6 protein-coding genes are annotated in these 13,698 nt (G+C 46.0%); 5 read left to right on the top strand and 1 reads right to left on the bottom strand.

All coding sequences use genetic code 11. The features are described 5' to 3' along the window. The first annotated feature begins 17 nt into the window (after window positions 1–17). The 3 genes from ACFPFU_RS18760 (at window position 18) to ACFPFU_RS18750 (ending at window position 7,118) form a co-directional block, all read left to right on the top strand. The gene (locus ACFPFU_RS18760; protein ID WP_377066926.1) at window positions 18–1,628 is read left to right on the top strand and encodes a SusD/RagB family nutrient-binding outer membrane lipoprotein; all 1,611 of its coding nucleotides are present in this window, start codon (window positions 18–20) and stop codon (window positions 1,626–1,628) included. Window positions 1,629–2,265: 637 nt separating this feature from the next. Next, a complete protein-coding gene (locus ACFPFU_RS18755) occupies window positions 2,266–5,490 on the top strand; it encodes a SusC/RagA family TonB-linked outer membrane protein (RefSeq protein ID WP_377066923.1) in 3,225 nt (1,074 codons plus the stop codon). 20 nt (window positions 5,491–5,510) lie between these two features. Next, a complete protein-coding gene (locus ACFPFU_RS18750; protein ID WP_377066921.1) occupies window positions 5,511–7,118 on the top strand; it encodes a SusD/RagB family nutrient-binding outer membrane lipoprotein in 1,608 nt (535 codons plus the stop codon). Window positions 7,119–7,168: 50 nt separating this feature from the next. On the opposite strand, the gene ACFPFU_RS18745 is transcribed toward ACFPFU_RS18750, so the two are convergent. After that, window positions 7,169–8,662, bottom strand: a complete 1,494-nt coding sequence (locus ACFPFU_RS18745) for a hypothetical protein (RefSeq protein WP_377066918.1) — start codon at window positions 8,660–8,662, stop codon at window positions 7,169–7,171. A 272-nt stretch (window positions 8,663–8,934) separates the two neighbouring features. On the opposite strand from ACFPFU_RS18745, the gene ACFPFU_RS18740 reads away from it, so the two are divergent. Both ACFPFU_RS18740 and ACFPFU_RS18735 read left to right on the top strand, forming a co-directional pair. Next, the gene (locus ACFPFU_RS18740; RefSeq protein ID WP_377066916.1) at window positions 8,935–12,279 is read left to right on the top strand and encodes a VCBS repeat-containing protein; all 3,345 of its coding nucleotides are present in this window, start codon (window positions 8,935–8,937) and stop codon (window positions 12,277–12,279) included. A 23-nt stretch (window positions 12,280–12,302) separates the two neighbouring features. After that, a complete protein-coding gene (locus tag ACFPFU_RS18735; RefSeq protein WP_377066914.1) occupies window positions 12,303–13,673 on the top strand; it encodes a TrpB-like pyridoxal phosphate-dependent enzyme in 1,371 nt (456 codons plus the stop codon). Window positions 13,674–13,698: the final 25 nt, after the last annotated feature.

The raw sequence follows: 13,698 nt of genomic DNA, 5'->3' as shown, positions 1-13,698 counted from the left end.
ACTAAAGAGCTTAAACCATGAAAAATATCAATAAAACTATAATATACGTATTAATGATTGCCGTTCCTCTGATGGGATGTGATACGGAGGAACTGCACAACTTGAATATCAACCCTCAAGCTGTCAACGAGATCGATGTTAATTTTATATTTACTGCGGCCCAAATAGGCACTGCTTCTGGGGGGGCGTCCGGAGACAACAGGATAATTGACTGGAGGACTAACATAGGGATGGCTTCTTATTTGATTCAGCAACTGGCTAATGCTGGAGGCGGCATAGCACCAGGTGACAAGTACATTGAGAATTTTGAATCCAACAATGCACCTTTTGAGTTCTTCTACGGCGATGCTTTGAAGAATATATCAGAGGTGCTTCGTCAGACAGGGCCTGGAGGATATGACGAGGGCAATAAAAACAATCTTCGCCAAGCCACCAGGATGCTCAGGGTGCTGAATTTCCATCGGTTAACCGATTTTTATGGAAACATCCCGTATTTTGATGCGCTTAACGGTATGGAAGGTGTTTTCTTTCCCGAATATGACGCTCAGCCGGCCATTTATGCGGATATGCTGAATGAACTTGAGGAGGCTACTTCCTTGCTGGACACTTCCTTGCCGGACGAGGGTTTTTCCACTTCTGATTTGGTATACCAGGGAGACGTGGAAAAATGGAGAAGATTCGGCTACTCCCTGATGTTGCGCTTGGCGATGAGAGTATCCAACGTGGATCCGGATATGGCGAATGAATATGTAACCAAGGCAGTTGCAGGAGGTGTGATGCAGAGCAACGCAGATAATTTTCTGGTTCCTATGTCGGAGGGGCCCAGCCTCTGGATCAATCAAAATGGCCTATCACGCGCTTTTTATCCAGGTGACGGAGGCCAGCCGGCTTTTATGAGCAAGACATTGATTGACTGGTTGAAGGCCGATGCGGCTTCAGAGGATCAAGTAGACCCGAGGTTGATGATTTTAAGCGGTGGTATAGCGCAATGGACCGCCAATGCCTGGAATCCGATCAATACCAATCCATTAGAACAAAGAGGGTTGCCAAACGGCTATGATGCTGCGGGTATTGAAGAGATGGAAGGAGGCGAAGTGGATCAGCAAACCACCTTTTCACGAATCAATTATTTATTGCTTCAATTGGACGCTCCTTATATGCTGATGAATTATGCTGAGTCGGCTTTCTTGCAGGCCGAGGCATTGGAGAGAGGTATCGGCTCGGGTATTTCCAGAGACGCCGGAAGCCACTATGAAGATGGTGTGCGGGCTGCGATGCAGATGTACACCCCCTTTCACTCCTCTCTCTCCGTTTCCGATGGACAGGTGGACGCCTATTTGGCCCGGCATCCATATGGTCAGGAAAAACCTGCTTTAGAGATGATAGGAGAGCAGATGTGGGTAAGCAAGTTTCTGAACTGGTGGGAGGCATGGTCTGATTGGAGAAGGACCGGTTACCCACAGCTGACACCTACAAACCATCCCTTGAATATGACGCAGGGACAAATAATGAGAAGGCTCCGATATCCCGCACAGGAAGCCGCTTCCAATGAGCATTTCGCTACAGGGTCAACCCAGCCCGATACTTTTCTCACCAAGGTATGGTGGGACGGAGGACCCGCGGATTAATAGGTTGAAAAATTGATATTATAATCCTAAGAAGAAGAGGATGGGAGCCAATCCTATCCTCTCTTTTTTTATTATTGTCACCCTTTATCGGGTTATGTTTAGGTTAGGCAGTTTTTAAACCTTTGTGCCTGTCTAATCAGTAGTACGTATTTTTATGAATCAAATTGTGAAAATCATTTTTTGTTGAGTAATTGTTGTTTATAAGATATAACCTTTAATTTTTTTAAAATAAATAATAGTAGGTCAAGTAATTTACACTTTAATGCTTTAGGACTATGATTGTTTTTTATATGACTCAATTCATATGATCAAGGCGTGGTTCAACTATCTATTTTCCTTTTATATAAAAAATAGAGAAAAACGTCGGCTGAAAAAATCGATTCAAACACTTTTTTTTTACTTAATAATATTCTACATTTCCTCATAAAATAGTGGCATATTCTAACTATCACCCTTATTGCAGTACCTAATTGTATGTTAGTAGGTTTGTGGCTAATAATGAACGAACGGTAGTTTTCATGGTTGTGGAAAATGTTGTTTAAAAGGTTTCCGTTTATAAAAAACTAATTGGATAAGAATATTTACTGGATGTCAGTATTTATATAGTTAACTCAATTCAAACCAAAATGATCTATTTATGAAAAACCTATTACTTATTGTGTGTCTCGCCGTGTTGACTTCTATGGGCAATATGGTCATGGGACAGACTGTAACCGGTAGGGTCACTGATAATTCAGATGGCCAGCCTCTTCCCGGGGTGTCGGTTCTGATCAAGGGAACCTCTACGGGTACGGCCACGGACGTGGGCGGGAATTACAGTCTAAATGTGCCTGGTCCGGAGACCGTCCTGGTATTTTCTTACCTGGGTTTCCAAACCATCGAGCAGGCGGTAGGCAACCGGACTTCCATCAATGTATCGATGCAGGAAGATGCCGCTGAGCTTTCTGAAGTGGTGGTTACGGCCCTGGGTATAGAAAGGAATGTTAGGGCGCTTCAATATTCCGTCACCAAAGTGGGCGGCGAGAATTTTACGGAAGCCAGAGAAAACAACATTGCCAACCAGTTGGCAGGTAGAGTAGCAGGTGTGAACGTGACCAATGTAGCATCCGGCCCTGCCGGGTCCTCCAGAGTGATTATCAGGGGAAATACCTCCCTTCAGGGCAACAACCAGCCGCTTTATGTGGTGGATGGTATTCCCATGGACAACACCAATTTTGGACAGGCCGGTGTATGGGGTGGAGCCGACCAAGGGGACGGTATGACCAGTATCAACCCTGACGATATTGAATCCATGTCTGTATTAAAAGGTGCCAGTGCGGCAGCCTTGTACGGTGCCAGGGCTTCCAATGGTGTGATTCTGATCACTACAAAAAGAGGAACTACCAAAAAAGGTATCGGCGTGGAATTCAATTCCAATACTGTATTTGAAAGAATCAACAATCAGACAGATCTTCAGCGCACGTTTGGCTCCGGTAGATTTCAAGGTGACCAGGCGACAGGAGCCGCTGTAAGGCCTACCACGGTTCGCCAAGGCTACGATTGGGGTACCCAGGCATGGGGTGAGCGTTTGGGATCAGGTACCGCTATGCATTTTGATGGTGTGGAACGACCTTACGTGGATGCAGGTGACAACTGGAACAGGTTCTATGAAACAGGCGTGGCGTTTACGAATAGCCTTTCGTTGGCAGGTGGGGGAGAAAACCAAACGTTCAGGTTCAATGTAACCGACCTGAGGAGCACTTCCGTGGTACCAAACGCAGGTTTTGACAGGATGAACGCATCGCTGGCTACCAATGGCAAATTTGGAAGCAGATTGACCTTTGATGCCAAAGTGATGTATTCCAACGAAAACACCCAAAACAGGCCAAGACTCTCCGATTCACCGGGTAATGCTTTTCAATCCATTTTTGCACTTCCACCAAACGTGAATGTGGAATGGGGCAAAGGCGACCCCAACAGACTTGGCACGATACCCGAAGGAACAGCTCAATCTCTGTTGGACACATGGGGTTTTGCTGAAAGAGAAGAATACCTTATGGTGAACAACCCTTGGGGCCAGAACCCTTATTTTGCCACCCATCAGCTGTCCATCAATGATATCAGGGACAGGATCATCACTTCCGGAAGTTTGAGATTTGATATTACCGACCATTTGTATATCTCCGGCAGGTCAGGTATGGACTGGTATACGAGAAGATTCAGTAACCTGACCCCTCAAGGTACGGGATATGACCGAAATGGAAATATGCAGGAAGGTGAAAGAAGAGTGAGTGAGATCAACCTGGAAGCCATGCTGGGATATAATCAGGAGTTTGGGGATTTTGGAATCAATGCCTTTATCGGTGCCAACCGGATGAGAAGAAAAGATGAAACCATATCCGCCAATGGGCAAGGGTTTAATGTGCCTTTCTTCCATGCCATTAACAATACCGTAACCCGGAATTTCGGCTACGGGTTTTCCGAATGGGGGATCAACTCTGTTTTTGGTTCTGCTGAAGTCAGCTACAAAAACTTCCTCTTTCTGACCGCTACGACAAGAACGGACTGGTTCTCTGTTTTGGATCCGGCTACCAACAACATCACCTATCCTTCCATAGGGAGTAGCTTCGTGTTTACCGATGCCATGAGAGAACTGCCTTTCTGGTTGAGTTTTGGTAAGATACGCGGTTCCTGGGCTCAGGTAGGTAGTGCCACAGTAGGGCCATATCAGATAGCCAACGTCTATTCGTTGATAGGTGCCCCTGCTTTCAATTCCGCTGGCAACCAGGTTCCTATGGCTTCTTTTGCCACGGCTCAGGGTAACGCCGGGACTATTCCCAACAGGATGTTAAGGCCGCTTACTTCCACTGAAATGGAGATAGGTTTGGATGTGAGGTTTTTGCAGAACAGGTTGGGCGTAGACTTCACCTATTATCAGCAGAAAAGTACCGATGACCAATTGAACGCACAGGTTTCCAGATCTTCCGGTTTTGGCTCTACTCTGGTCAATTTGGGTGAAATGCAAAACAAAGGGATTGAGGTCCTTTTGACCGGTACTCCTGTTAGAAACCAGACTTTCAGCTGGGATATCTCTCTGAACCTCGCCCGAAACAGGAACAAAGTGATCTCATTGATTGAGGGGAATGACATTCTGAACGTGGAAGAGCCCAGGACAAGAACAGTATTCGTTCAGCACAGGACCGGACATCCGTTTGGTGTATTGGCAGGATGGGTACAAAAACGTTCACCTGATGGCCAGCCTGTATTCGAACCCAACGGTGCGCCGGTACAATCTGACCAGATGGAAATCATCGGGAACGGCATCCCGGACTTTACTGGAGGTCTTAATAACAGCATTACTTTCAAGAACTTCAATTTGTCCGCGCTGATTGACTTTAGGGTCGGTGGAGATATTTACTCGGGAACTAACGTGAGGCTGACTCAGTGGGGGCTCCATAAGCAGACGCTTCAGGGAAGAGCAGGAGAAGCTCCTTTGACTGTAAGCGGCGTGGTGCAGGCTGGAACTGATTCCCAAGGCAATCCAATTTATGAAAGTTTTGAAAAGACTTTGACTCCGGGAGAAGCCAATAACTATTGGAACCAGATGGGTAACAGGGTCCAGGATTACTTCGTATATGACGGATCCTTTGCCAAGTTGAGACAAATTACCTTTGGTTACAATTTCCCAAGAACTATTCTGGACAAAACGCCTTTTACCAATTTAAACCTGTCCTTTGTCGGAAGGAACTTATCCATCCTGTGGAAAAATGTGGATAACATTGATCCAGAGTCGGCTTATTCATCCGGAAACGGTCAGGGATTGGATTACTTTGGTATGCCTCAGACCAGAACATATGGGTTCAACCTAAGGGCAACGTTCTAACCATAAAAGGAAATTATATTATGAAACTTATCAATAAAGCCATATTATTCGCGCTGGTCCTTACTATCCCAATGATCGGCTGCGATACGGAAGAGTTGCATAACCTGAACATCAACCCTCAGGCTGTCAATGAAATCGATCTGAATTTTATGTTTACGGCGGCCCAGTTAGGTTCTGCCTCGGGCGGTTCTGCCGGAGATAACCGGTATATTGATTGGAGGACCAATATTGGCATGACTGCTTATTTGATACAACATCTTGCCAATGCAGGAGGCGGCATAGCCCCCGGTGACAAGTATACCGAAAACTTTGAATCCAACAATGCACCTTTTGAGTTCTTCTATGGGGATGCTCTGAAAAATCTTTCCGAGGTTTTGCGTCAAACCGGTCCCGGAGGATATGACGAAGGCAATAAAGTCAACACCAGGAATGCTGCCCGTATCATGAGGGTGTTGAATTTCCACAGGTTGACCGATTTCTATGGAAACATTCCTTACTTTGACGCGCTCCAGGGTATGGACGGGGTGTTCTTTCCAAAATACGACAAGCAGTCCGAAATCTATCCCCATTTATTGAAGGAATTGGAAGAGGCCACCGCCGGTTTTAACCCCAACGCACCTGATCATTCAGGATTTGCTAGAGCGGATATTATGTATAATGGTGATATCACCAAGTGGAGAAGATTCGGGTATTCTTTAATGCTGAGGCTCGCCATGCGTGTTTCAAATGTGGCACCTCAGTTGGCCAATGAATATGTGACCAAGGCAGTTGCTGGAGGTGTGATGCAGAGCAATGATGACAACGCATGGGTACCCATGTCCGAAGGCCCCAGTCTTTGGATCAACCAAAATGGCATTTCCCGGGCTTTTTATCCAGGCGATGGAGGGCAACCCAGCTATCTCAGCAAGACCCTGGTGGATTGGCTCAAGGCAGGTGCTACAAACGCCGATGAGGTAGACCCCCGGCTAATGATCATCAGCGGCGGTATTGCCAACTGGTCCGCAGTCGCATGGACCCCCTTGAACACCAATCCCCTGCAGCAAAAAGGTATGCCTAACGGATACGACGCTGCCGGATTGGAGCAGTTAGAGGGAGGACCGGTGGATCAGACATCCACGTATTCGAGAATCAACTATCTGATGCTTCAGAGAGACTCTCCCTATATGTTGATGAATTTTGCGGAGTCAGCATTCCTGCAAGCAGAGGCGCTTGAAAGAGGGATTGGCTCCGGCATCTCAGGTACTGCCCGCCAGCATTATGAAGCCGGGGTAAAGGGAGCCATGCAGATGTATACACCGTTTGACCAGTCTTTGACCGTTTCGGATGCCCAGGTTACCGCTTATCTCAGCAGGCACGTTTATGGTGTAGAAAAACCTGCGCTTGAAATGATCGGGGAGCAATTGTGGGTCAGCAAGTTTTTCAACTGGTGGGACGCTTGGTCTGATTGGAGAAGAACAGGTTATCCGGCACTTACGCCTACCAATCACCCCGCAAATGTAACCCAAGGGCAGATCATGAGGAAGTTGCGTTATCCAGCGGCCGAAGTAGCGACCAATGAAAATTTCCAGTCAGGGGCCACACTTCCCGATGTATTCATGACCCGTGTATGGTGGGATGGAGGCAATTAATTGTCATGAGGAATAACTAAAATAAAAAGGGGATGCTCAAATCCCCTTTTTTATTTAGGAAAGATACCATCTCCATTTGATCCCATATAGGCACCCCAAACCGGAGGCTTTTTTATTTTAACCGGCGTATCAATCCTTTTGATCCGCATTCCCAAAAAAGAAAGCACATCCGAATGGCTGTAATATTGACAATGGATGATGTCCAAATAACCATCTTGATCTATGTCTCCTATCCATGGTGTGCTGAAGATGTTTTTAAATCCTTTGGTGCTGTCAATAATAGCCGTTTGACGTTTTTTAAAATCTATGGCCAGCAGTTTATTCTCTATAGCAAACGAAGATTGGTCACCAATGTACCGGTTACAGTCAAATTCGTTGATGCTGATGATCACCTCGTCTCTTCCGTCCCTGTTCAAATCATACACTACCGGTGAGGAGAATCCTGTACAGCCGATTGAATCCATGTATTCGATTTCACCGTTTTTTCCATTGATCATCACTTGGATAGATCCGGTATTTTCGGGCCATATACCTTTACTTACAAAAGTAAACACGTCGGGTATGCGGTCATCCGTAAAATACCCTACCGCGAAACTGTTGCTGCATTCCGTATCCGGGACAGATTGCTGCCACAGGGTTTGTAGGGTTTTGCCATTGATGGCAGTGATGGTGCTGGCATGGGAAATGGTGATGATATCATAGAAACCGTCGCCGTTGATGTCTGCCACAGCCGGAGGGGCGATAAATCCGTGTCCTGATTCCTGGACAATGACTTTGGCAGCGGAAAGCCCTTTGTTAACAAATTCGCCGACATCGGTGAGATAGAGATTGCCGCTGATGGTCTCCCCACCGGTACCGAAAAGAATCTGGAATTTTCCGGACCCCGATTGGGAGAAAGCTACAGGGGACATGTATGTTTCCTTTCCGTCCGGCATCGTGTCCGCAGCCAGGATATCGCCATTGGTAGGGTCAATCATCATCAATACGCCGGGAAACCGGTCTTCGGTCTCATAAGGAGCGGCTTCAGCATTGCCGCCATTGGTTATCAGAAGCTCTTCTATACCATCTCCATTCTGGTCCGGAATCAGGACACTGTTGTTGAAGTTGAAGCGGGCATGCCTCAAAACAGGATGATCTTGATAAATATAGTTATACTTCCAAATCAATTCCCCTGTTCTGCCGTCCAGGGCGCGGAGATGCGGTGATCTTCCCCCAATAAAAATATCCTTGATACCGTCTCCGTTTACATCACAAAAAGTGGCCGATCCGTATACCTGGTCCTCCGCTTCATGTGCCCAAATGATTTCCCCGTTGCTTCCGTCGATGGCGATGATGCCTTGTTCACTGTATTCAAATTCGTTTTTTCCGGCACCTATCACGAAATCCAAAATACCGTCCTGGTTTAAATCCACGGATCTGGGAGAAGACTGGGAGCCGATAATGGGGAAATTCGCGTCCCATACCAATTGGCTTTGTTTCTTTTTAGTACAGGAAAACAGCAGTGACAGGAGCGTGAGGAAAATCCAATGAGGAAGAGGTTTCATAGGTTCAGAAATAGGATGCGAAAGGACGATAATGAGATTTAGTGCTTGATTGTGTCTTAAATATAACAATAAAGACCTGATAAGACGGAGACAAAAATATAAATTGCAAATTGAACCGAATTAGGTGATCTTTATTAGGAATGTGGCTCTTTTTATAAGGGGATATTGTAGTTAAAGCGTGTTGCTATATATATTTAAATAATGTAGATTTACCTATAAGAGATCAAATAAGGGTAATAATGAAGGGTGGAGGTAAGTTCAGAAAAATGTTAATGAAAAATAGAATCTTCGGTGGCCTCATATTAGGGGCTTTGATTTTGACAGTGGGGGACCGGTCGGTTTTGGCCCAAGGTTTTGAGCAGATATCTCCCAAAAAATCCGGAATAAAATTTCAGAATAACCTTAAAGAAAGCAGATCTGCCAATATATTGACCTATGAATATTTTTACAATGGCGGAGGCGTGGCAATCGGTGATATCAACAACGATGGGCTGGATGATATTTATTTCACCGGCAACATGGTTGCCAACAGACTTTATTTGAACCAAGGCGACTTTAAATTCAAAGATATTACCAAGCAAGCCGGAGTAGAAGGCAGGGATGCCTGGACCACCGGGGTCACCATGGTGGACATAAACGGAGATGGTTTCCTGGACATTTATGTGTGTTACTCAGGAAAAGGAGACCCGGACCAAAGAAGAAACCAGCTGTTCATCAACCAAGGAGATGGGACATTTAAGGATGAAGCAGCAGCTTATGGGCTTGATGACCCGTCCAACAGCATCCATGCGTTGTTTTTTGACTATGACCGGGATGGTGATCTGGACATGTATTTGCTTAACCACAATACCAACGTAATCAACGAAATTGAATTTGATGCCAAGAGGAGGGACAGGAATAAATATGCGGGAGATAAATTGTTTCGCAATGACGGGGGTAAATTCACCGATGTGAGTGAAAAAACCGGGATTAAGGGCAATTCTATGGGCTTTGGACTGGGTGTAGCGGTTTCTGATCTCAATGGGGATGGTTATCCCGACATTTATATTTCGAATGATTACATCGAGCCGGATTATTTGTATATCAATAACGGTGATGGAACATTTTCAGAACAACTCACCGACTATCTTCAGCACATCTCCTACTTTTCAATGGGATCGGATATCAGCGATATCAATAACGACGGCCTTCCTGATATTTATACCTTGGACATGCTTCCGGAAGACAATAACAGACAGAAGTTGCTCTACGGTCCTGAGAATTATGAACAATATGCCCTGATGGTGATGAAAGGGTTTTATCACCAGAACATGAGAAACATGCTTCATCTTAATCTGGGCAATGGACTGTTCAGTGAAATCGGCCAGCTTGCAGGGGTATCCAATACCGATTGGAGTTGGGCAGCATTTTTTGCAGATTTTGACAATGACGGCTGGAAAGACCTTTTTGTGACCAATGGCTATTATCGCGACTATACCAACAGGGATTTCCTGAAGTATAAGGGCGATTACTATTTCAGCAAGGCCCGGGCAAAGGAAACCGCAGATACGCTCCACCTTGTTACCAGCATGACGTCCACACCTGTTCACAATTATATATTTAAGAATCAAGGAGGAATTAACTTTGAAAATAAAACCACCGAATGGGGTTTTTCGGAGCCGGGTTTTTCCAATGGGGCTGCCTTTGCTGACCTGGACAACGATGGAAGTATCGATCTGGTGGTAAACCATCTCAATGGAAATGCAGGAATTTACAGAAATAAACTTGTACCAGATGGTGCAGCGGCTAATTTTCTGCAGGTGGAATTGAAAGGCGGGGGTTTGAATACATTCGGGGTGGGTGCTAAGATCTACGCCTATTCCGGCGGAGACATGCAGTTTTTTGAACAACAGCCTTCCCGCGGTTTTCAGTCATCTGTCAGCCCCAGGATCCATATAGGTTTGGGAAATAAGCCGCATGTGGATTCCCTCAAGGTAATATGGCCAGGGGGTGACCGGCAAGTACTTCAGCATATCCAAGCCAATACCAGGATCACGGTTAAGGAAGAAGATGCCCTCCCTTCACCTGGTGAAAACGAGGAAATACCGGAGCCCCTGTTCACACAGATTGTTTCACCTATTGGATATGAACATGAGGAACCGGGATACAATGACTTTAAAAGGCAGCCTTTATTGTACCATATGCTTTCCCCCTCGGGGCCTGCCATGGCGGTAGGAGATGTCAACAAAAACGGTTTTCCGGACCTGTATGTCGGCGGTACCCAGGGAAAGCCGGGCAAACTTTATTTTCAAGTGTCCACCGGACAGTTCCTGGAATCGCAGGGGCTGGATTTGAGTCAAGATGAGTTGAGCGCTGACACCGATGCCCTCTTTTTTGATGCCAATGGTGATGGTTGGCAAGACCTTTATATCGTGAGTGGTGGCTATCATGATTATGAAAAAGGGGATGATGCTCTACAGGACAGACTGTATATGAATCGTGGAGGCGGTAATTTCATAAAGGCCGATGATGCATTGCCGGAAATAAAAACCAGCGGCTCCTGCGTCCGGGTTGCTGATTTTGACGGAGATGGCCATTTAGACCTCTTCATCGGGGGAAGGGTGGTGCCCGGTGAATACCCTTCCAAGCCTTCATCTTATCTGCTGCAAAACGATGGTACAGGAAAATTTAAGGATGTAACAGCGGCCTATTTGGCGGAAATTGAGGGCTCAGGGATGGTGACCGATGCCCAATGGCTGGATATCAATGGAGATGGCTGGCAGGATTTGGTGGTAGTGGGGGAATTTATGCCCATTCAGGTTCTTCTTAATAAAGAAGGAAAAGGATTTGAAAATGCCACGCATCAGTATTTTGACAGACCCATGTCCGGTATGTGGTCCAGGATAGCGGTGGGGGACTTCGACAATGATGGTGACTTGGACTTCATCATAGGGAATTTTGGCTTGAATTCTCAATTCAAAGCAAGCGATGATGAACCTATCACGATGATGTTTGCGGATTTTGACAACAATGGTTCTGTGGATCCTATATTATGTCAATACATTCTTGGAGTTTCTTATCCTTTTTTGAGCAGAGATGAGCTTCTGGATCAAATGTACGGGATGCGCAGCAAGTTTACGGATTACGCTGCCTTTGCTGATGCCAAACTGGAGGATATTTTAACCAAAGAGCAAATCGAATCGGCCACAACGTTGGAGGTGAATGAATTACGCACCTTATATCTTGAAAACAGGGGGAACAGGCTGATACCTCACGAACTGCCTATGGAAGCCCAGTTTGCGCCAATATATGCCATAGCGGTAATCGACCATAACGACGATGGGAACCTTGACTTTATTTTAGCCGGAAACCAAAATACGACCCGGCTTAGATTGGGGGTTATAGACGCTAATTTTGGGCAGCTGTACGAAGGCGACGGAAATGGGAATTTTAAATATGTTGAGCAAAAAATAACAGGATTGAACTTCATAGGAGATGTTAAGTCGCTACAGCCCATTAAGCTATCCTATCTGGAAGTGCTTCTGGTGGGCATTAACAATCTTGGCATAGAAGCTTATTTACTCAACCGTTCTATGGGGAAAAACAACTTAAGAAAACTAACCAAACAGCATCAGTAAACATTAACCCTCGTTTTTTTTCAATGAAAATCAGAAAAATTAACCTCGAAGAAAGTGAAATTCCGGAAAGTTGGTACAACATCATCGCAGACATGCCCAACAAGCCCTTACCTCCCCTTCATCCGGCCACGCTCGAGCCAATAGGTCCCGACTCATTGGCCCCGCTGTTTCCGGAGGCATTGATCAAACAGGAGGTGACCACAGACAAATGGGTAAGCATCCCTGATGAGGTAAGGCATATGTATACTATATGGCGCCCCACTCCTTTGTACAGGGCATATGGTTTGGAAAAGGTTCTGGACACACCTGCAAAAATCTATTACAAATATGAAGGAAGCAGTCCCTCAGGTTCCCACAAACCTAATACCGCCATTCCACAGGCATATTATAATAAACAGGAGGGGATCAAAAGAATTACAACAGAGACAGGGGCAGGTCAATGGGGCAGTGCCCTAAGCTTCGCCTGTCAGCATTTTGGGATTGCCTGTGAGGTGTATATGGTGAGACTTTCCTTTAATGATAAACCTTACCGGAAAATCATGATGAATACCTGGGGGGCGGATGTATACCCTTCTCCTTCGGAGAGAACAGCAGCCGGGAGAAAAATCCTGGAAATGGATCCTGAATCTCCGGGTTCTTTAGGAATTGCCATTTCTGAAGCGGTGGAAATGGCGGTCAGCAGAGAGGATACAAAATATGCCTTGGGTAGCGTGCTGAACCACGTAAAGCTACATCAAACCATTATTGGATTGGAAGCCATAAAGCAACTTGAAAAAGCAGGCAGCGATATGCCGGATATTGTCATCGCGCCTTTTGGCGGGGGATCCAACTTTGCCGGGCTCGCGTTTCCATTTCTGCGGCTGAATCTGGAACAGGGAAGAAATATCCGGTGCATAGCCAGTGAACCGGCATCCTGTCCCAAATTGACCAGGGGCGTGTTCCGGTACGATTTCGGGGATACAGCCGGAATGACACCGTTGTTGCCGATGTACACGTTGGGACATGATTTCATTCCGGCCCCTATCCATGCGGGCGGGTTGCGGTATCACGGTGCGGGGGTGATTGTCAGCCAGCTTTTAAAAGACAGGCTTATCGAAGCCAGGGCCCATGATAATATAGAGATTTTTGAAGCGGGGGTAATGTTTGCACGGTCCGAGGGAATCATTCCTGCGCCAGAAGCCAATCATGGTATCGCCACCGCCATCCAGGAAGCCAAAAAATGCCGGGAGGAGGGGGTTTCAAAAACAATCCTGTTTAACCTTTGTGGACATGGTAATTTCGATATGAAGGCATATGATGATTATTTTGCCGGAAAAATCAAACAACATGAGCTGAGTCAGTATGAAATTGAGACTTCTATCAGTAAGCTGGAAACACCACTGATCCCAACCTAGACAGGATCCTATCCTGAATTGGAAA

Source organism: Negadavirga shengliensis, from assembly GCF_042652345.1.
Classification (GTDB): domain Bacteria; phylum Bacteroidota; class Bacteroidia; order Cytophagales; family Cyclobacteriaceae; genus Negadavirga; species Negadavirga shengliensis.
This window is presented reverse-complemented; position numbering and strand designations above follow the sequence as displayed.